Origin of the sequence: Arthrobacter cryoconiti, assembly GCF_020905375.1 — a bacterium.
Lineage (GTDB): Bacteria > Actinomycetota > Actinomycetes > Actinomycetales > Micrococcaceae > Specibacter > Specibacter cryoconiti.
Genome location: NZ_JAJJBU010000015.1, coordinates 34,587 through 53,350, shown reverse-complemented (window position 1 = coordinate 53,350; position 18,764 = coordinate 34,587). Strand labels below are relative to the sequence as shown.

The window sequence follows — 18,764 nt, the reverse complement described above, 5'->3', positions numbered from 1 at the left end:
GGTTTAGGCGTGGGAGATTTCAGTCAGGGCCATGGCCACTTCCAAAGTCCGATCCACCAGAATGCGAGCCTCCGTTGGCGAGAGTGTCGCCAACGAGGTTTCGGGGGTGATGCGCAGTTGGTTCAGCAACGACGCCGACAATCCCAGTCCCTTCCACGGCCGCATGATCCGCTCTACCAAGACGGAATAGGCCGCGGGTGGATGGCCGGCGCGAACGGGAACCGTGCCAGCCCACACGCCGATGCCGGATTCGATGGCGGCGGCTAGGGTTTCCCAGCGCCTCGCATCGAGGCCACTGAGTGGGACGGCGACGGCATCAACGCCACACTCCAGTGCCAGCTCAAGCGCCTTGTTCCATGATGCGTCTTGGGCCTTCTGCGTGTCGGCGCTGCCCGCTTCTTGTGAGTCTTCCGGCGAGGCAGCCGAGGATCCAAAGTTGGTCGCTAAGTTGATCGCGACTTTGGCGAAACCTGCAGTGCGTGCCGCACTCACCAGCTCCGTCCAGGTGTGCCGCAGCTCGGAGGCAGGGATTGAGCGCAATGTCCGGTAGCCGGACACCGTGGGGATGGTGCCAGCCAGCGCCCGTGCCACCTCCGGCTCGTCTAATTGGAGCGTCAGCTTAGCCCCGGGGGCGGCGGCATGGACGCGCTCTGCGTGAAGGGCCAAACCCGCGGCCAGCGACTGCGCCACATCCCGACGTGCTCCGTAGTCACGCAAGGCCCGCTCACCGTAGTGCAGATGGATGGCGGAGGCCAAAGATACCGGCCCTACAATTTGCAGTTTTAGTTCAGGGAGCACAAGTTCAGCACTCCCTGCAACGTCGGCGAGCACGTTGATGTCCGTTGAGAGCGCTGATACGGCCCGCCGGTGATCGTTCCCTGGGCGGTCCACGAATCGCCAACCGTAGGGTTGAACGTCCACTGAGAGTTCCACGAGGAGTCCTGCGGTGCGGCCAATTGGATCTGAGCCGATTCCACGGGCCGGCAGTTCCACCAAAAACGGCAGGTGTGGGGGCGTAAAAAGCCCCAATACCGTCTTTGTTGCTTCAACGGGGTCGCTACCCGGCCACGATCCCAAGGTGGTGGCCGTGACAAACGGAGTGCTCTCCGGCTCAACGGGCGCTCTGGTGTCCGGGTTAGGTGAAGGGGTCACTTCTGGTGCGCGCCGGCGTCGTCCGCGGGAGGGAACTCCGTGGAAGAGAGATCCGTGCGTGCCGGTGATGCCACAAAGCCTTGCCCGTCCAGACTCACCATTGGCAACACACCTGTGGCCGCCACCTCGGAATGACTCTGCGAGATTGCTTGGTGGTGGTGGATGACCTCGCTGATGATGAAGTTCATGAACTTCTCTGCAAAGGCCGGATCGAGATGTGCCGACTCCGCGAGAGCCCGCAAACGATGGATCTGAGCTTTCTCGCGATTGGGATCCGCCGGCGGGAGTTGGTGCGCGGCCTTGAGAATCCCCACTCGTTGAGTTGCCTTGAAACGCTCTGCCAGCAGATAGACCAAGGTTGCATCAAAGTTATCAATGCTGGAACGGATGGAAAGCAACTCCGCCAGGACGAGAGGGTCCACCTGCCCCGTGAGGGAACTGGCAGCCGGGTCAAAGTCTTCAACGGAGAGGTGGTCGTTGCCAGGTTCGCTCATGTGACCAGCTTAGGCGGTGTACAGGGCGGACGAAAACTTGTGTCCACCCTGTACACCTCAGCCCTATTTACCCGCCAGTAACGCTTGGTGCATGGCTCTGCGTTCGGCCTGCTCTGCGGGGTTCGGCACGGGCAGAGACGCCAAGAGGCGCTTGGTGTAGTCCATCTGCGGGTTACCCATAATCTGGTTGCCGATGCCCTGTTCCACCATCTGGCCCTTGTAGAGCACGCCAACCCATTCGGCCAGAATGTCCACCACAGCTAGGTCATGGCTGATAAACAGTGCCGCGAAGCCCATTTCAACTTGGATCTCGCGGAACAGCTCCAACACCTTGGCCTGGACGGAGACGTCAAGGGCCGACGTCGGCTCATCCGCGACCAGCAGCTTTGGCTTGAGCGCCAACCCTCGGGCTAGGGACGCACGCTGACGCTGACCGCCGGAGAGTTCATGCGGGAAGCGCCTGGCGTAGGTAGCTGGAAGTTGCACGGATTCCAACAGCTCTCCAACTTTCTTCGTCACGGCTGAGCCGGAGAGATCAGTATGAATAAGCAGTGGCTCGGCAACACATTCACCAATGGTCAGGTGCGGATTGAAGGACGCGGCAGGGTCTTGGAAGACAAACCCAATGTCCTTGCGCAACGGCCGGAAAGTGCGTTCCTTGTAGTCCCGCATCTCATAGCCGAGCACTTTTAGGGAACCACCCGTGGTGCGGTTCAGGCCGGCGATGGCCCGACCAATTGTGGTCTTCCCCGAGCCGGATTCCCCCACCAGCCCAAAGACTTCACCCGCGCTGATCGTGAAGGAGACCTTGTCAACAGCCCTGAATGCGGGGCTGCCCAACCGTCCCGGATACTCGATCTCCAGGTCGGTAGCACGTACCAATACTTCTTTGTCCTGAAACGCCCGCTCAGTAAAGCCCTCAGACGCTGAATTACGGCCCAAATGAGGCACCGCAGCCAGGAGTTTTTGCGTGTACTCTTCCCGGGGATTGGCAAAGAGCACTTGCGCAGTTGCCTCTTCCACCACATCGCCTTGGAACATGACCACTACACGGTCCGCTAGGTCCGCCACCACACCCATATTGTGTGTAATCAGCACAATGGAGGTGCCGTACTGGTCCCTCAAATCTCGCAGCAGCTCCAAGATTTCTGCCTGAACTGTCACATCAAGGGCGGTGGTGGGTTCATCAGCTACGATCAGCCCAGGATTCAGGGCCAGGGCAGCCGCTATGACAACGCGCTGCTTCTGGCCACCAGAGAACTGGTGAGGATAATAGTCCACCCGTTTTTCCGGTTCCGGAATCCCCACTTTGCCCAAGGCCTCAATGGCGAGTAAACGAGCAGCCTTCCGGCCTACCCGTTTGCCTTCTGGCCGGTGAGCCCGCAGACCTTCGGCGATCTGCCATCCCACCGTGTAAACAGGATTCAGTGCCGTGGAAGGCTCCTGAAACACCATTGCGACATCGCGGCCACGAATCTGACGCAACTGGTGCGCGCTGACGGCCAAGATGTCATTGCCGCTGATGATCACGGCCCCGCTGCTTTGCGCTGTCTCCGGAAGCAGCCCCAGGATGGCCTTGGCTGTGACGGTCTTGCCTGAGCCAGACTCGCCCACGATCGCCACGATCTCGCCCGGCGCCACGGTGAAGGACACGTCCTTCACCGCCAAGACGTCTGCGGAGTCGGTGGCGAACGTAACCTTCAATTTTTCGATGTCCAGTACCGCAGCGCCCGTGGCCTGCCCCTTCGGGGCTTGATGAGTGGAGTGACTCATACGTCCACCAACTCCTTCTTCTTGGCGCGGGCGTTCTTCTTACCGGCGCGCTTGCGCCCACGCAGCCGCGGATCGTTGAGGTCGTTCATGGACTCACCTAGCAAGGTCAAGCCCAGCACTGTCAGCACAATCGCCGCACCCGGGAACACACCTGTCCACCAGATACCACTCGTGGCATCTGACTGGGCATGGTTCAAGTCATAGCCCCATTCCGCCGCTGAAGACGGTTCGATCCCGAAGCCCAAAAAGCCGAGACCGGCCAACGTCAAGATGGCCTCGGAAGCATTGAGTGTGAAAATCAGTGGCAGGGTCCGGGTGGCATTCTTGTAAATGTGCCGTGCCATAATGCGTACGCTGGAGGCTCCCACCACAATTGCGGATTCCACGAACGGCTCCGCCTTCAGCCGGATAGTCTCGGCTCGGATCACCCGGAAATATTGCGGGATGAATACCACCGTGATGGAGATGGCCGCAGAAAAAATTCCCGACCACATGTTTGAACGGCCCTGACTAATGGCAATAGACATGACCATGGCCAGCAGCAACGTCGGGAACGCATAGATGGCGTCAGCCACCACCACCAAAATACGGTCCAGCCAGCCACCTAGGTAACCGGAGAGCAGACCCAAGATCACGCCGATAAAGATGGAAAGCGCGACGGCCACCACGATCACCAGGAAGGCTGTCTGGGCACCCCAGATGGTGCGTGAGAACACATCGTAGCCACCCGCCGTCGTGCCCCAAATGTGGACAGAAGACGGCGGTGCCTGGGTCTCATCAAAGCGCTGCGTTGCACCGTAGGGGGAAATCAATGGTGCCAGTGCGGCTGTCAGCAAGAAGATGGCAGTCATCACGATGCCGGCAATCAGCATTCCGCGTTGCAGGCCAACGCTTTTTTTCAGCTGCGACACAATGGGCAGGCGGGAGAAAAGTGATTTTTTATTCTCCATTATTTTTAGTACCTCACCCTCGGGTCGATCAGCGCGGCGATAACGTCCACGATGAAGTTGGTGAAGGCCACAATCACGGCGAGGAGGGCCACGATGCCCTGCACGGCGACGAAGTCGCGAGCCGTTAGATAATGAGCCAGCTGGAAGCCTAGGCCCTTCCACTCAAAGGTGGTCTCTGTCAGCACAGCACCACCGAGCAACAGCGCGATCTGCAGACCCATCACCGTGATGATGGGGATCAGCGCCGGTTTGAAGGCATGCTTGGTGAGAAGACGGTATTCGCTGACACCGCGCGAGCGCCCGGCCTCAACATAGTCCTTGCTCAAGGTGCCAATGATATTTGTGCGTACCAGACGCAAGAAGATGCCTGCTGTTAGCAGACCAAGGGCGACGGCGGGGAGCACGGAGTGCTGGGCAACATCCCAGAACGCGTCCATGTTGCCGCTACGCAGCGAATCAAGCCAGTAAATACCAGTAGGAGCGGCGAGGGAAGCCATGGCGATCTCAGTCGAGGTTCCGCCACGTCCGGCTACCGGGAACCAGCCCAGCCAGATGGAAAAAACAAGCTTAAGCAACAGACCTGCGAAGAACACCGGAGTGGCGTAGAACGCGATGGCCAGTACACGCAAGATTGCGTCTTGGTACCTATCACGCTTAGAGGCGGAAAGCATGCCAAAGGGAATACCGATGGCCAATGCTACGACCAGGGAGTTGACAGCCAGTTCAAGTGTGGCCGTGCCGTAAGTGGCGAGCATGTCCGAAATAAGCAAGTTATCAGAGATGGTGCGGCCAAAGTTGCCGGTGGCAATCTGACCCAAGTATTCAAAATATTGGATGAAGATGGGGCGGTCATAACCGGCCGCATGGATGCGCTGGGCCAGCTGGTCCGGTGCAAGCCGACCACCCAGAGCAGCCGTAATGGGGTCTCCTGTTAGGCGCATCAAGAAGAAAACCATAGTGACGAGGATAAGGATAGTGGGGAAGATCAAGGCGAAGCGGATGAGTAGATACTTACCCAGGCTGCCTCCCGCCTTCTTTTTACGAATGGGATCCTGTGCAGCGGGTTCCGCCGCTGGCAGGTCAACTAGTGCTGTCATCAATTCCTGTTTCTAGGGTGGAAATTTTTTTCAAAGTCCAAGAAGTCTGGACGGCCAAGAAGGCGGGGCATCCATGGGAGGCCCCGCCTTATTGATAGTCATGCGATCAAGTACACGCGTTACTTGGAGAGAACTCCCAAGCGGAACTTGAAGGAAGCATCCAAGGTGTCCTTGGTGCCCTTGACCTTGACGTTGGAAACAGCGACCTGCGCGCCCTGGAGCAGCGGCAGCGTGGAAAGGTCCTTGGCTTCAGCAGCCTGGATATCTTCGATCAGCTTGGTGCGCTTGGCAGGATCGTTGGTGACCAACTGCTCGCTGATCATTTTCTGAACTTCCGGGTTGCTGTAATGGTTCTTCAGGAAGTTATCCGTGGAGAAGAACGGGGTCAGGTAGTTATCAGCATCCGAGTAGTCCGGGAACCAGCCCAGCTGGTACATCGGGTAAGCATCCGCACTACGCTGCTTAGAGTAGGAGACCCACTCAGTGGACTGCAAGTTCACAGTAAACAGGCCAGTCTTTTCCAACTGTGCCTTGATGGCCGCGTACTCATCTCCTGAAGAGGAACCGTAGTGATCCGGGTTGTACTGCAGATCCAGTGTGACCGGTGTCGGTACGCCAGCGTCTGCGAGGGCCTTCTTCGCCTTCTCCACGTCCGGAGCACCGTTACCGTCGCCATAATCAGCCTTCAACGGCTCAGTGGCGCCGGTGAAACCGGCCGGGACGAACGAGTACAACGGCAGATAGGTGCCCTTGTAGACCTGGTCAGCGAGGGCCTTGCGGTCCACGGTGTCAGCCATTGCCGCACGGATTGCCAATGCCTTGCTGGCATCCGGGGTTGCCGTCTTGGCACCGAAAGGCATGGTGTCAAAGTTGAAGACGATGTAGCGAATTTCTCCACCAGGACCAATGTCCACCTTGACGTTCTTGTCGGCCTTCAGGCTCTCAATGTCAGTGGCAGTCAGGCTGCGCCAGGCAACGTCAATGCTGCCCTTTTGGACTTCCAGCTTCATGTTGTTGGAGTCGGCGTAGTACTTCATGGTCACCGAATCCGACTTGGCCGGGCCCAACAGGCCCTTGTAGTCAGCGTACTTCTTGAACGAGATGAGCTCGTTCTTCTTGTACGTGTCAATAGTGAACTGTCCGGCGAAAGCCTTGCCCTTGATGATGGTGTCATCATCGGTGACCTTGTCGGCACTGAAAACGGTGTCATCCACGATCGGACCGGCCGGGCTGGTCAACACCTGCGGGAACGTCTGGTCATTGCCGAGTTTGAGCTTGAAGACCACGGTGGTGGCATCCGGAGCGCTGACGCTTTCCAGGTTCCCCAAAAGGGTGGCCGGACCGTTGGCGTCGTTGATCTTTAGCTGGCGGTCGAAGGAGAACTTCACATCCTTGGAATCCAGATCGGAGCCGTTGGCCCATTTCAGGCCTGGCTTGAGCTTGACCGTGTACTCGGTGGGAGAGGTGAAGGAGGCAGATTCTGCAATATCCGGCTTGGGGTCAGCACTTCCCGGTGCAGAGTTGAGCAGGAACGGGTAAATCTGGTTCATCACCATGAACGAGCCATTGTCGTAGGAGCCAGCCGGATCAAGGAAAGTGACCTTGTCCGTTGTCCCCAAAACAATCGGTCCACCCGAAGAGCCAGAGCCTTCGGTGGTGTTACCACCGGTCGGGCCTGTGCATGCGGTCAGTGCCAGAAGGGAGACACCGGCAACGGCGATCACCGACCGGAATCCAAACATGTTCTTTGTCATTGGCAAACTTTCTATAGCTTCCACACATGGAACGGGTCACACATCATTGTGTGACCCGAACCACTTGTCTTATGAGACATTTCTATCAGAGTTGTTGACGGGGACCTGCATGGATTCACAAGTTGCAACCAGATGGTTATCTTAGGACTCACTCATAGGGTCCGGGTTGGAACTTTGGGTTGCGACCGAACCATCCGGCCAGCCGCGCATAGCTATCAGAGTTCACCGGCACGCGCACCTCGTGGCCGAAGGGTTTGCCGGATCCCCGGTACTCGGCTTTCATCACGCGCTGGGACCATGCCAATGATTGATCGGCTAGAGCGGGATCGAGAGATACAGGCACGCTAGTGGCTTTTGCTAGATCCCAAGAGTGGACGGTGAACTCGGCGATCTGCAGCCCAATGCGACTGCGCAGGGGCGCTTCCCCTCCCCCCGGCAAGGCGACCTGATGGCTCAGATCTGCCGCTGCCCAAGCCCGCAAAAGCACCGCAGCCCCGTCGCTGAAACGGGTGGACCAATCCGCGCCTACTGTGGCGTGCGCGTCCGCCTGGTCCACGTGGCTGCCGCGCGCCATTAGCGTAAAATTATGCAAGTCCGCAACCACCAAGTGGTGCAGCAGGTCCTGAACGTTCCATTGTGAACACGGGGTGGGCCACTGCGCCTGATTGGCGGCGATGGCGGCAATCACCTCGGCACATTGCGTCAGGGAACGGTTGAGTAGATGCAGCGGATTCGGAATTGAGTGCGGGGGCATAGCGTACCTTCCGTGGTTCAAGTCACCTTGTATGGAATCCTACGCCGTATGGAATCCTACGCCAGCCCCGTCTCTGCCCGTATGCTCAGGCCAGCTCGGGACGGGCCAGCGACCTCGCAGTATCGATCGTAGCCTGACCCAAAACGCGGGTCCCTTGGTACAGGACCACGGTTTGTCCGGGGGCAACACCGCGCAACGGCTCACCCAGCGTGACCGTGAGAGTCTGGCAGGGTCCGACGTCGTCCATCACCTCGGTGACGAAGGCGCGGGCGGGCACGGGGTCCCCATGCGCTCGAACCTGCGCGTAACAATCGAATTCGGCACCCGTGGCAACCTCGTCGATGGGCAGCCCAGCCCAGGAAACCTTGATGCCCTTGAGCTCGTCGATGGCCAAAAGTGCGTGCGAACCGACAACGACTTTGTTTTCTTTGGGCCGGATTTCCAGCACGAAGCGGGGCTTGCCATCCGCGGCAGGCGTCCCCAGTTTCAGGCCGCGACGCTGTCCCACAGTGAATTGGTTGGCACCGGTGTGATCGCCGACTTTCGCGCCATTTTCATCCACAATCTCGCCGTCCTGCATGGTGATTCTCTCTGCGAGCCAACCAGCCGTGTCACCATCTGGAATAAAGCAGATGTCGTGGCTGTCGGGCTTTTTCGCCACTGACAAACCTCGGCGCTCAGCTTCTGCACGGACTTCGGCTTTGGAGGGTGTTTCGGCAAGCGGGAACATGGAGTGCTTGAGCTGCTCATACGTCAAGACGCCCAGAACGTAGCTCTGATCCTTCGCCCAATCGGCGGCACGGTGTAACTGAGGGTTGCCGTCGGCGTCGTTGATGACCTTGGCGTAGTGTCCCGTGCACACGGCGTCGAAGCCCAGCGCGATGGCCTTTTCCAGCAGTGCCGCGAATTTGATGCGCTCATTACAGCGCATGCAAGGATTAGGTGTCCGCCCGGCCGCGTATTCGTCGATGAAGTCCTGGACCACGTCCTCCTTGAACCGTTCGGAGAAATCCCAGACATAGTACGGGATGCCGAGAAGATCACAGGCGCGCCAGGCGTCATTGGAGTCCTCCACGGTGCAGCAGCCGCGGCTTCCAGTGCGCAGGGTCCCGGGCATGCGTGAGAGCGCTAAGTGGACCCCCACGACGTCGTGCCCGGCATCAACTGCACGTGCCGCGGCGACGGCGGAGTCAACTCCGCCACTCATGGCTGCCAATACTCGCATTACTTACCTTTCATTTGGTACAAAAAATCAGTGGCTCATGGCCTACATTGTTCAAATTCCGCAACGACGGCAGGCCCCATTCACTTGCGATAGTCACCCCGGCGATTACCGCGTGCTGGCGGTTTGGATGGAGGATTGGTGCCCGGCCATCCCTGCCTGTTTAGCGCGCATGTGCGCTTGCGGCAACGCGGCCACAAAGGCGTCAACATCACTTTGGTCAGATGTATGCCCGAGGCTGAAGCGTTGCGCACCACGCGCCGTTTCCTCATCAAGACCCATCGCCAGCAAAACATGGGAGGGGCGTGGGACCCCGGCGGTGCAGGCCGAACCTGTTGAGGACTCAACGCCTGCCATGTCAAGCAGGAACAAGAGTGAGTCCCCTTCGCAGCCGGGAAAGGTGAAATGGGCGTTCCCGGGCAGCCGGCCTTCCGGGGCGATGGCGGGATCGACCCCGCGCAACAAGGCATCTGGAACCTGATCCCGGACGGCGGCGATGATGCCGTCGCGAAGTCCGGCTATTCTGGCGCTTTCTGTTTCGAGATGCTCGGTAACGTCCCGTGCGGCTGCAGCGAAAGCTGCAATGCCCGCTGTGTCGAGCGTGCCAGATCGGACTTTACGTTCCTGGCCGCCGCCGTGCTGGACGGGCGTAAGCATTACCGATCGCCCTAAGAGGAGAGCGCCGACTCCTACCGTGCCGCCGATCTTATGGGCGCTAATGGACATCGCTGCCAGCCCGGATTTTTCAAAGTTGACGGGGACTGAGCCAAAAGCTTGCACTGCATCGGAGTGGACCGGGATTTCGTACTTATCTGCGAGCGCCACAATTTCCGCGATGGGTTGGAGCGTCCCAACTTCGTTATTGGCCCACATGCAACTGATGAGGGCTACAGTGTCTGCCCCGCCGTCGACCAATTCTTTTTTGAGGGCGTCCAAGATCAATCTGCCGTCCGCGTCCACGGGCAGCCAAACGGCTTCAGCACCTTCGTGCGCGTCAAGCCATTCCACGGTTTCCTGCACTGCGGCATGTTCCACGGAGGAGACCAGTATGCGCGTGCGTTGGGGATCGGCAGTGCTACGGGACCAGAAAAGACCCTTGATGGCTAAGTTGTCAGCTTCGGTACCACCTGAGGTAAAGATGACTTCGGTCGGGTGGGCGTGCGCCGCCTGGGCAATACGTTCGCGGGATTCTTCCACGATTGCGCGGGCGCGACGGCCTGCGCCATGCAGCGAGGAAGGATTTCCGCTGCGGCTGATGGCTGAAGTGAGTGCGGCGAGGGCCGGGGCCGAAATAGGCGTGGTCGCCGCGTGGTCAAGGTACACGGGCACTGCTCAATTCTACGCCATTCGTTCAGACTTACTGTGCGCTTAGCGGAGCTCGTCTTCTATCGATGGCTACCCGGGGGTACTTAGGCGGCCAGTAATTGCGGAAGGGTTTGGCAAAAGTGCCCCGAAAGTAACCGAGGGTTGAGGTAGAGCCTGTATTTCAGCTTGGTTGCTTCGGCACGATCCTGGCGCAGCAGTGCGAGAGGTTGGTGTCCGGTTCGATGCTGTTCGAGGAATCGTCGCACCCTTCCAGGACACCAGTGAGCAGGGAGCCGTTGAGCTTGCAGACCACGCCTGTGTGATCCTTTGAAAGCCGGTGGAAGGGGCAGTTGGCCATGATGGTTCCGCCCTCACCGTCCGGCAGAGGAAAGTAGCCGGTATTTTCCAGAACCGCTTCAATACTGCCGGCTTCGGCACCCAACTTCACTCCGGCGTCGAAGGCCACCTCGGACAGTGCGTCCTGCGCACCTATACCGGAGTCAATTGAATGCTGGATGGCCGCGGCAAGCAGTTCAGCGGCCAGATCGTAGTGTCTCGCCGGGACGGAGGCCTCCACTTCATCGATGACCACCTTGTAAAGTTTCGCTGGGCGTCCGGAGCCAGGGCCGGTGCGCTCCCCCACTTTGCGGAATTCCACGGCTAAGAGCTTTTGTTCAACCAAACGGTCAAGGTGCGCCCGAATAGTGCTCTTGGGCAAATTCAAGATCACGGCGCACTCATCGCGGCTCACTGCATCCTCGCGCTCGCGCAATAGCTCGAACAGTTGTTTGCGCACGGGGTCACCCAGTGAGGCCACGGCCGACAAGCGCTGGGAGGGGCTGAGGATTTCAACGGTGGTTTCCTGATTTATCACTGCTTGCCTTGGTTTCGATAGGAACTGTGTGGATTTGTTGCGCCGGACTTGACGCTTTGAGTCTGCGCTTCTAAAGTCAAGAATACAAGATTTAGAAAGGATTTGGCTATGTCCGTTTCAAGCGCCGCCCTCCCCGAACTGCTTGCCTACAGTGACCCCGAGTTAGACGCCCAAGGTGGCATCGATCTGCCGGGCGCGCAGGCTGCCATTGCTGATTTCCTCAAGGCCATGGGCCAAGACATCACGAGTCCACACCTGCTAGAAACCCCGCGCCGTGTTGCCGCGGCCTATGCAGAAATGCTCACTCCGCGTGAAACCAATTGGACCACGTTCCCTAATGAAGAAGGATACGCCGGTCTCGTCATTGTCAAAGACATTCCCTTCCATTCCCTCTGCGAACATCATTTACTACCCTTTCGCGGCGTAGCGCATGTGGGCTACCTCCCGGGCGAGCGGCTATTTGGCCTGTCCAAGTTGGCACGTGGAGTAGAACTTTTTGCTCGCGACCTCCAAGTCCAGGAACGTCTGACCCAACAGGTGGCAGACTGGTTGGAAGAGACGCTCTCTCCTAGGGGCGTCGGGATCGTCATGGAGGCCGAGCACATGTGTATGTCACTACGCGGCGTCCACGTATCCGGTGCGGTGACACGCACGTCGGTCTTCACCGGCGAACTCGCCAAGCCCGGGCCACTGCGCGAGCAGTTCCCCCGCTAGTTCAGACGCTAGCTCCCCACAAGTCCCCCACACGGACCGCAGTCTTTTAGCTGTTTTATCCGAACATTCGTTTCCACGGAAAGAGTTTCGATCATGAGCGAACCAACCACCACCCCCGGAATGGTCATCATTGGCGGCGGACTCGCCGGTGCCACAGCAGCAGAGACCCTGCGCAAAGAAGGTTATGCCGGAGACATCACCATCGTTGCCGACGAGGCAGAGCTTCCCTACCAGCGTCCACCGCTGTCGAAGGGTTTCCTCTCCGGCAAAGAGGACGAGGATTTCCTTCTGCCCTATCCGGGAACTTGGTACACGGAAAACAACGTCACGGTGCTAACCGGTACGGCCGCAACCGCCCTCGACCCGGCCAACCATACTGTGACTCTTGCTGACGGGCGCACATTGAGCTACGCCAAACTGTTGATCGCCACGGGCGCCTCACCGCGCGTCATCCCATTCAAAGGTGTAGACCTCGACGGCGTCCACTACTTCCGCAGCAAGGCTGATTCGGTTGCCATGAAGGAACTGCTTAAGGGTGGCGGACACAATGTGGTCATGGTGGGCTCGGGCTGGATCGGGATGGAAATTGCTGCCACCGCCGCAGAGCTCGGAAACAAAGTGGCGTTGCTCGGCCTTGAGGAGGTGCCGCTGTCCACGGCCATCGGCAATGAGCTCGGCAGAGTATTCGCTTCCCGCCATGAAGAAGCCGGAGTGAAGTTCTTTTTGCCTTCTAGCGCCGAGGAAATCCAAGGTACCGACGGAAAAGTTACCGCTGTACTCACCACCACGGGTGAGAGCCTTGTGGCAGATATCGTCATTGTCGCCGTCGGCGTTGTCCCCAATATCTCCCTCGCTAAGGACGCTGGACTCACCATCAACAATGGGATCCAAGTGAGCGGTAGTCTGCAAAGCTCGGATCCTGACATCTTCGCAGCTGGCGACGTCGCTAATTCCCTGCACCCGACCACCGGCGCTTACGCCCGCTCCGAGCACTGGGCCAATGCCATCGCCAGTGGGAAAGTGGCGGCAAAGTCGATGCTCGGTAAAGCCGCCGAACTCAATGACATTCCCTACTTCTACACCGACCAATTCGACCTGGGAATGGAATACTCGGGCTTTGGGGCGCTGACCAAGGATGCTGAGCTAGTGATCCGTGGAAGCCTGGAAAAGCGCGAATTCATTGCCTTCTGGGTGCTGGAATCACGCGTAGTGGCCGGGATGAATGTAAACGTCTGGGACGTCCAGGACGCCATTAAGGACCTCATTGCCTCCCGCCGGAGCGTCGAGAACTCAAAGCTGGCCGACCTGCAAATACCGCTTGAGTCTATTTGATGGAGAGGATGACCACCCTGGGACCTTCCCCTGACGCCGCTTCACCGGCTTCGCCCTTTTACTCTCCACCGCTGCGCACTCCCGTGCACATCTTCGGGATTCGAACCCTGGACTTTAGCCGGCAAGTGGCGTTGATGGCCATTGTGAACCGCACTCCGGATTCGTTTTATGACGGCGGAGCAACGTTCGCTTTGGATGCCGCGGTTGCCGCCTCGCTGGCAGCAGTAGAAGCAGGCGCTGATTGGGTGGATATTGGTGGCGTGCCTTTCGCCCCAGGTCCGGCACTCAGTGCCAAGGAAGAAGGGGACAGGGTGGTTCCCGTCATCGAGGCAGTAGCGCAAGCCAGTGATGTCATCATTTCCGTGGATACCTTCCTCCCGGAGGTAGCCAAACGCAGCATTGCCGCCGGCGCGCACGTCATCAACGACACGACCGGGCTGGCCAACCCTGACATCGCCAAAGTGGTGGCGGAAACCGGCGCGCACCTGATCATCACGCACTCCTTGGCCAAACCACGGACCGTCTACCCACATCCCCACTATGTTGATGTGGTTCTTGAAGTGGCAGCATTTCTGCGCGAAAAGGTGGAACTGGCACTTTCCTTGGGTGTCCCGGCCGAGAAAATCATCATCGATCCCGGGCACGATTTGAACAAAAACACAGTGCATACGTTGGAGATCACGCGCCGCTTCAATGAGATCGCGGCCCTGGGCTACCCTGCTCTGGCGGCAGTGTCCAATAAGGACTTCATTGGCGAGACACTTAACCAGGAAAAGTCAGATCGTTTGGAGGGTTCACTGGCCGCAGGCGTGACGTGCATTCTGGGCGGGGCAAGGATCCTTCGCATGCACAATGTAGGCGCTAGCGCTTCTGCAATCCGCATGACGGAGGCCATCTTGGGTTGGCGGGCGCCAGCCTACCTCAACCACAATATGGGCGCGGTCAACCAACCAGCCCATCCCGCTGCCACTGCCGCCCCCACCAAATAGGAGGCTGTCATGATCGAGAGGATCTTTCCCGCATCGTCCGGCGCACCCGCCGAGGTATCAGAGGAAGAACTGCTCCACCTTTACGGCGCCCGCCCCGCTGGAGCAGACCGGCCCTGGGTCAGTTTCAACTTCGTTGCCAGCATTGACGGAGCCGCCACGGTGGACGGCCGTTCGGGGAAGCTGGGCAACGCGACCGACCAGCACATCTTCACCCTGATGCGCAGACATGCCGATGTCATCGTGGTGGGTGCCGCGACCATCCGCGCGGAAGGTTATGGTGGGGAACTCTTGAGTGCGCAAGCTCAACAGTGGCGCGTGGACCACGGAAAAACGGCGCACCCGCAGCTGGCCATTGTCTCCGGCTCCCTAAATCTGGATCCCGAGTTGGAGGTCTTCACCCATGCACCCGTAGAGCCGCTGGTGGTGACCACAGCGGGCGCACCGCAAGAAAGCAGAAGTGCGTTGTCCGGCGTCGCGCAGGTCATTAACGCCGGGGAGGACGTTTTGGATGTTGACCTCCTCGTCGGCGAACTGGCGGCACGGGGTTTGTACAACATCCATTCGGAGGGCGGCCCCACTCTCTTGAGCACCTTTCAAGCAGCAGACCGTGTGGATGAGCTCTGCTTGACGGTGGCCCCTCTTCTGGTGGGTGGTTCCGCCCCGCGGATTGCGCACTCCCACACTCACAAGGACCCTCACGACGGCGCTGGCAACCCCCTGAGCATGCAGCTGGCGCATCTACTCAAAGCCGAGTCAATGCTGTTTCTGCGTTATCTGCGCGCCAGCAAGAACCCATGATCTGACCCGCAATTAATGTCGCTTTTCCGCGTGGAAAGCGCATTCCACGACGTTTACTGCGGGCCAGTTTCGCAGAGTATGCGGCAGGAGCTCGTCAGACCGTCAGGCCGTCAGCTCGTTGGCGGTACTACTGAGAGTTTTTTCATCACGGCCGGTGTTGTGGCCGCCAGCAGCTCATCACTGGGGCAAGACAAGGAAACCAACAGGCCGGTGTCCGCTGTACCCAGCATGCGTGCCCACACAGAGCTGGCGGCTACACCCTCGGATGCGTGGGTGTCATAGCGTAGAAAAGAGATGCTCGGTCCTGGCTTGCCCGCCTGCGTTACCCAAGGAAGCGTGGCCTCCTTCAGAGAATCTTCCACGACCGACGGTATGAGATATTTGAACAGTTTTTTCGTTGACGCCTTGTCATCTCCAGCTTCGATCAGCGGGCCCTGGTTGGTGGTGGTCCAATAAGCGGCGATACAGCCGGCCGCATTGCTGTAACTGCTCTGACCCGCGACGTTGTTACTCGTCCGCGTCCACTCTGGCGCAGCTGGCGAACTGTCATAACTGCCTGGGGTTTCGCCGAAAACGTCGCTATAACCTACGGGGACACCCGGGGAGAGTGTTACCCCCGCGTCAAACGTCATATTTTTCGCCGCCACGCCCGCTGCGTCATGTCCGGCTTGGACGGTAGGCGCTGCAAAGGATTGCTGTCCAGCGGCAGACGCTGCCCCTGTGGACTCTGGGGCTGGCACCGCAATGGAACAGCCGCTGATTCCAGCGACACTTGCGGTAGCAAGGCACACCATCAGGGCAAGTGTTTGCACACCGCTTCTGCGTGTGCCACTTGTGCCAGGTCCCGTCACCATTGTTTTCACGCACACCACCTTACAGAAGTGGCAGCGTGTAGTTGGGATAACTCCACCCAGTCCGCGTTAGCCCCAGACTTGCAAAGCGCCGGGCTCGACGTCGACAGTCAGGGGAAGCATCCCAACGCGTTCGCCATCCGCATATGCGCTCAGCGAGATGGTGTCCACCCGCACCTGACGGACCCGTTCGATACGAACGGCGGGATGGCTGGTATGCCGACCGGCACGCACACTGGGTAAAATTCGCAAAAAGGTCCATCGGGACACTGGCGAGAGAACAAATAAGTCCAATAAGCCGTCGTCGTTCTGGGCATCAGGGACGATCTGCAATCCTCCGCCAATAGATGGCGCATTGGCCACTGAAATCATGAGGGCGGACAATTCGCGCGGTAGCCCATCCACGAGAAGCGCATATTTACGGGGCTTGAGAGCCAATAACTCGCGCAGAATGGCAAGGTTATAGCGCATGGGGCCACGGGGCCGGTGCCAGCTGTTGGCGCGCTCATTGACCAATGCGTCAAATCCTGCAGAGAGTGCGCACATGAACCACACCGGCTTTGTGCCTGTGGTGGAAATGCGTCCCAGATCAACGGTTCGGGGCTTATTTTGGCAAGCATGCAGGAAGCGGGCGACGGCGGCGGTCGGGTCTTTCGGGTCAAGGCCCAGTCCGCGAGCAGCATCATTGCCGGTGCCAGCCGGGACGATCCCCAACGGTACGTTGCTACCGACCAGAGCGTTCACGCCCAGGTGAACCATGCCGTCACCGCCAACCACAACCAAGGCCTGAGCCCCCGCCGCTATTTCGGCATCCACGGCATGACGCAGCTCGGCGTAATTGCGCCGGCGCAACACCGTGACGAGGTGGCCGGCAGCGCGCAGGCGCTCCACGGCCATTTCTCCGATCTGGCCGCTCGTGGCAGTCCGTGAGCCGCCAAAAGCCGCCCTTGGATTGATGGCTACGGTGATCCGCAGAGTTCGCTCTTGGGGAAGTACTTCGGACATGGTTTCAAGCTTCACCGCGGGTATCTTTTTACACGTCTCTGTGGGCGTCACGGGTAGCCCATCCTCGGGCACCGGTGGCGTGGCGTCGTCATCAGAAAAAACGGGCATAGTCATGGAAAATGCAATTATGCCAGCTTGCGCTCCTTGCGCGTTACCCCCAGCTACCGCCATTAGAATGGGGGCAAATCCCGCGCTACATCGAAAGGTCACAGTGGCCGAGCATTCCTCCACGCACTATCAGGTCCTGGGCCTGCCTAGCACTGCGACAGAACGCGAAATCAAGATTGCCTACCGCAAGGCTGCCCGTAATTCACACCCCGACCACGGCGGTGATCCTGCACAATTTCGTGTCGTGACGCAAGCCTATGAGGTCCTTAGCAACCCGGCCAAGCGGCAACTCTACGACAGGTCCTACAGAGCTGCCAGCGCGACGCCGTCGAGCTCCACGAATGCTGGCACACCCGGAGCCGGCAGCGGGGCTGGCGAGAACGACTTCGGATCCTCTGATGCCGCGTCCGGTAGCGCCTTCACCACCCACCGGTCCCCACAATCACGCAACCTTGCAGGCGAGCCTGCCGTCTATGTGCCTGATTATGGGGCTCTGGACGGCACAGTTCCGCTGCTTCCTCGCCCCATGGCCGCACAGCCTGTCCATGGGGCACCCCGTAAACGCGGGGTATTTGGTGCGTCCTCCCGGCTGGCTCGCGAAGCCCGGACAGCATCGCTGATCATGCAACAAGTGCTGCCTTCCATCCCCGCGGCACGGCTCATTAATGGACTCACCGCACCCGGCGGGAACGGCTATCTGGATCATGTGTTGATCTCCGGCTACCGGATCGCGCTTGTCGGGTCCATGCTGGTCCCCGCCGGCGCCTTCCGTTGGGACGGCACTGTACTCGTCCACGGCAGCAAGGTCGCCGCTCCCCCGCAGCTGATTCCCGCCGCGCGCGCGCTTCAGGAACTGTTCCCGGAATGTAATGTGACCGCTTGGGTCTGCGTGCACAGTAGCACCGGAAACCTCTTTGAACCCGTCATCGATTACACCAGGGGCGGAGAACCGGACGGTTCAGCCCTTGTAAACGTCGCCAACGCAGCCCGCTTTGTCCGTGAAGTTAAACAATTCCTAGCCTCCGGACCCTTGCCTAATGTTGTTGACTTATCGGTGCTTAGCCGGCTGCTTGGGGGAATGTACTGACACGGTAAGCTGAATCCGTGTTCCGTATCTTATTTGTTTCCCCAGAAATTCCAGGCAATACAGGCAACGCCATCCGCTTGGCGGCTATCACGGGTGCACAGCTGCATCTGGTGGAGCCCCTCGGCTTTGACCTCTCCGACGCCAAACTCCGCCGCGCCGGACTTGATTATCACGATCTCGCGGTAGTCACTATCCACAAGTCGTTGGATGCTGCGTGGGAGGCATTAGCTCCCACGCGCGTGTTTGCTTTTACCTCTGATGGTGAAAGTAGCTACACCGACATCGCCTACCAGCCCGGCGACGTCTTGATGTTTGGCCGGGAGTCAGTGGGGCTTTCCGCGAAAGACAAGCACTGCCCACAGGTTACTGCCCGGGTCCGCTTGCCTATGCTGCCAGCGCTTCGTTCCTTGAATCTTGCTAATTCTGCTTCGATCGCCGTGTATGAAGCATGGCGACAAAACGGCTTCGCTGGGGCCCAGATTCAAGCCTGAGCACCTTTTGGGCT

At 59.2% G+C, this 18,764-nt stretch carries 18 protein-coding genes; 6 read left to right on the top strand and 12 right to left on the bottom strand.

Annotated elements, in window-relative coordinates:
* Positions 1–3: 3 nt before the first annotated feature.
* The 10 genes from LOH53_RS08770 to LOH53_RS08725 all read right to left on the bottom strand — a co-directional run bounded on the left by LOH53_RS08770 (position 4) and on the right by LOH53_RS08725 (position 11,375).
* A complete protein-coding gene (locus LOH53_RS08770; RefSeq protein ID WP_230067367.1) occupies positions 4–1,152 on the bottom strand; it encodes a uroporphyrinogen decarboxylase/cobalamine-independent methonine synthase family protein in 1,149 nt (382 codons plus the stop codon).
* Complete coding sequence (locus LOH53_RS08765; protein WP_230067366.1) at positions 1,149–1,646, bottom strand: chorismate mutase; 498 nt, start codon at positions 1,644–1,646, stop codon at positions 1,149–1,151. Before LOH53_RS08765 ends, LOH53_RS08770 begins: the two co-directional genes overlap by 4 nt.
* Positions 1,647–1,709: 63 nt before the next feature.
* On the bottom strand, positions 1,710–3,419 hold the full coding sequence (locus LOH53_RS08760) for a dipeptide ABC transporter ATP-binding protein (RefSeq protein ID WP_230067365.1): 1,710 nt from the start codon (positions 3,417–3,419) through the stop codon (positions 1,710–1,712).
* On the bottom strand, positions 3,416–4,369 hold the full coding sequence (locus LOH53_RS08755) for an ABC transporter permease (protein ID WP_230067364.1): 954 nt from the start codon (positions 4,367–4,369) through the stop codon (positions 3,416–3,418). The genes LOH53_RS08760 and LOH53_RS08755 overlap by 4 nt, the downstream gene beginning before the upstream one ends.
* A gap of 5 nt (positions 4,370–4,374) precedes the next feature.
* Positions 4,375–5,466: an ABC transporter permease gene (locus LOH53_RS08750; RefSeq protein WP_230067363.1), complete on the bottom strand. Its 1,092-nt coding sequence runs from the start codon at positions 5,464–5,466 to the stop codon at positions 4,375–4,377.
* A 119-nt stretch (positions 5,467–5,585) separates the two neighbouring features.
* Complete coding sequence (locus LOH53_RS08745) at positions 5,586–7,220, bottom strand: ABC transporter substrate-binding protein (protein WP_230067362.1); 1,635 nt, start codon at positions 7,218–7,220, stop codon at positions 5,586–5,588.
* Between the two features lie 148 nt (positions 7,221–7,368).
* Positions 7,369–7,974 (bottom strand): TIGR03086 family metal-binding protein, encoded by a 606-nt coding sequence (locus LOH53_RS08740; protein ID WP_230067361.1) that lies wholly within the window; start codon positions 7,972–7,974, stop codon positions 7,369–7,371.
* 85 nt (positions 7,975–8,059) lie between these two features.
* The gene (gene mnmA, locus LOH53_RS08735) at positions 8,060–9,199 is read right to left on the bottom strand and encodes a tRNA 2-thiouridine(34) synthase MnmA (RefSeq protein ID WP_230067360.1); all 1,140 of its coding nucleotides are present in this window, start codon (positions 9,197–9,199) and stop codon (positions 8,060–8,062) included.
* A gap of 105 nt (positions 9,200–9,304) precedes the next feature.
* Positions 9,305–10,525 (bottom strand): cysteine desulfurase family protein, encoded by a 1,221-nt coding sequence (locus LOH53_RS08730; protein ID WP_230067359.1) that lies wholly within the window; start codon positions 10,523–10,525, stop codon positions 9,305–9,307.
* Positions 10,526–10,682: 157 nt separating this feature from the next.
* Positions 10,683–11,375: a helix-turn-helix transcriptional regulator gene (locus LOH53_RS08725; RefSeq protein ID WP_230067358.1), complete on the bottom strand. Its 693-nt coding sequence runs from the start codon at positions 11,373–11,375 to the stop codon at positions 10,683–10,685.
* A 108-nt stretch (positions 11,376–11,483) separates the two neighbouring features.
* Here LOH53_RS08725 and folE point away from each other — a divergent pair, with 108 nt between their 5' ends.
* The 4 genes from folE (at position 11,484) to LOH53_RS08705 (ending at position 15,208) form a co-directional block, all read left to right on the top strand.
* Positions 11,484–12,089 (top strand): GTP cyclohydrolase I, encoded by a 606-nt coding sequence (gene folE / locus LOH53_RS08720; RefSeq protein ID WP_230067357.1) that lies wholly within the window; start codon positions 11,484–11,486, stop codon positions 12,087–12,089.
* 93 nt (positions 12,090–12,182) lie between these two features.
* Positions 12,183–13,421 (top strand): NAD(P)/FAD-dependent oxidoreductase, encoded by a 1,239-nt coding sequence (locus tag LOH53_RS08715; RefSeq protein WP_230067356.1) that lies wholly within the window; start codon positions 12,183–12,185, stop codon positions 13,419–13,421.
* A gap of 8 nt (positions 13,422–13,429) precedes the next feature.
* Positions 13,430–14,410, top strand: coding sequence for a dihydropteroate synthase (gene folP, locus LOH53_RS08710; RefSeq protein ID WP_230067355.1), 981 nt, complete (start codon positions 13,430–13,432; stop codon positions 14,408–14,410).
* A 9-nt stretch (positions 14,411–14,419) separates the two neighbouring features.
* A complete protein-coding gene (locus tag LOH53_RS08705; protein ID WP_230067354.1) occupies positions 14,420–15,208 on the top strand; it encodes a pyrimidine reductase family protein in 789 nt (262 codons plus the stop codon).
* Between the two features lie 110 nt (positions 15,209–15,318).
* Here LOH53_RS08705 and LOH53_RS08700 read toward each other — a convergent pair whose 3' ends face one another.
* Both LOH53_RS08700 and LOH53_RS08695 read right to left on the bottom strand, forming a co-directional pair.
* Positions 15,319–16,071, bottom strand: coding sequence for a hypothetical protein (locus LOH53_RS08700; protein ID WP_230067353.1), 753 nt, complete (start codon positions 16,069–16,071; stop codon positions 15,319–15,321).
* 57 nt (positions 16,072–16,128) lie between these two features.
* Complete coding sequence (locus tag LOH53_RS08695; protein ID WP_230067352.1) at positions 16,129–17,178, bottom strand: diacylglycerol/lipid kinase family protein; 1,050 nt, start codon at positions 17,176–17,178, stop codon at positions 16,129–16,131.
* A gap of 97 nt (positions 17,179–17,275) precedes the next feature.
* Here LOH53_RS08695 and LOH53_RS08690 point away from each other — a divergent pair, with 97 nt between their 5' ends.
* Together LOH53_RS08690 and LOH53_RS08685 are read left to right on the top strand one after the other, a co-directional pair.
* Positions 17,276–18,259 carry a J domain-containing protein gene (locus LOH53_RS08690; protein ID WP_230067351.1) on the top strand — a complete coding sequence of 328 codons (984 nt, stop codon included), beginning with the start codon at positions 17,276–17,278 and terminating at the stop codon, positions 18,257–18,259.
* 17 nt (positions 18,260–18,276) lie between these two features.
* Positions 18,277–18,750 (top strand): tRNA (cytidine(34)-2'-O)-methyltransferase, encoded by a 474-nt coding sequence (locus tag LOH53_RS08685; RefSeq protein ID WP_230067350.1) that lies wholly within the window; start codon positions 18,277–18,279, stop codon positions 18,748–18,750.
* The last annotated feature ends 14 nt before the right edge of the window (positions 18,751–18,764 follow it).

What these genes read in the sequence shown, in the direction of transcription:
- LOH53_RS08765 (WP_230067366.1), bottom strand. Translation starts at nt 1,646, where the DNA reads ATGAGCGAACCTGGCAACGACCACCTCTCCGTTGAAGACTTTGACCCG.
- LOH53_RS08760 (WP_230067365.1), bottom strand. Translation starts at nt 3,419, where the DNA reads ATGAGTCACTCCACTCATCAAGCCCCGAAGGGGCAGGCCACGGGCGCT.
- LOH53_RS08755 (WP_230067364.1), bottom strand. Translation starts at nt 4,369, where the DNA reads ATGGAGAATAAAAAATCACTTTTCTCCCGCCTGCCCATTGTGTCGCAG.
- LOH53_RS08750 (WP_230067363.1), bottom strand. Translation starts at nt 5,466, where the DNA reads ATGACAGCACTAGTTGACCTGCCAGCGGCGGAACCCGCTGCACAGGAT.
- LOH53_RS08745 (WP_230067362.1), bottom strand. Translation starts at nt 7,220, where the DNA reads ATGACAAAGAACATGTTTGGATTCCGGTCGGTGATCGCCGTTGCCGGT.
- LOH53_RS08740 (WP_230067361.1), bottom strand. Translation starts at nt 7,974, where the DNA reads ATGCCCCCGCACTCAATTCCGAATCCGCTGCATCTACTCAACCGTTCC.
- mnmA (WP_230067360.1), bottom strand. Translation starts at nt 9,199, where the DNA reads ATGCGAGTATTGGCAGCCATGAGTGGCGGAGTTGACTCCGCCGTCGCC.
- folE (WP_230067357.1), top strand. Translation starts at nt 11,484, where the DNA reads ATGTCCGTTTCAAGCGCCGCCCTCCCCGAACTGCTTGCCTACAGTGAC.
- LOH53_RS08715 (WP_230067356.1), top strand. Translation starts at nt 12,183, where the DNA reads ATGAGCGAACCAACCACCACCCCCGGAATGGTCATCATTGGCGGCGGA.
- folP (WP_230067355.1), top strand. Translation starts at nt 13,430, where the DNA reads ATGACCACCCTGGGACCTTCCCCTGACGCCGCTTCACCGGCTTCGCCC.
- LOH53_RS08705 (WP_230067354.1), top strand. Translation starts at nt 14,420, where the DNA reads ATGATCGAGAGGATCTTTCCCGCATCGTCCGGCGCACCCGCCGAGGTA.
- LOH53_RS08695 (WP_230067352.1), bottom strand. Translation starts at nt 17,178, where the DNA reads ATGACTATGCCCGTTTTTTCTGATGACGACGCCACGCCACCGGTGCCC.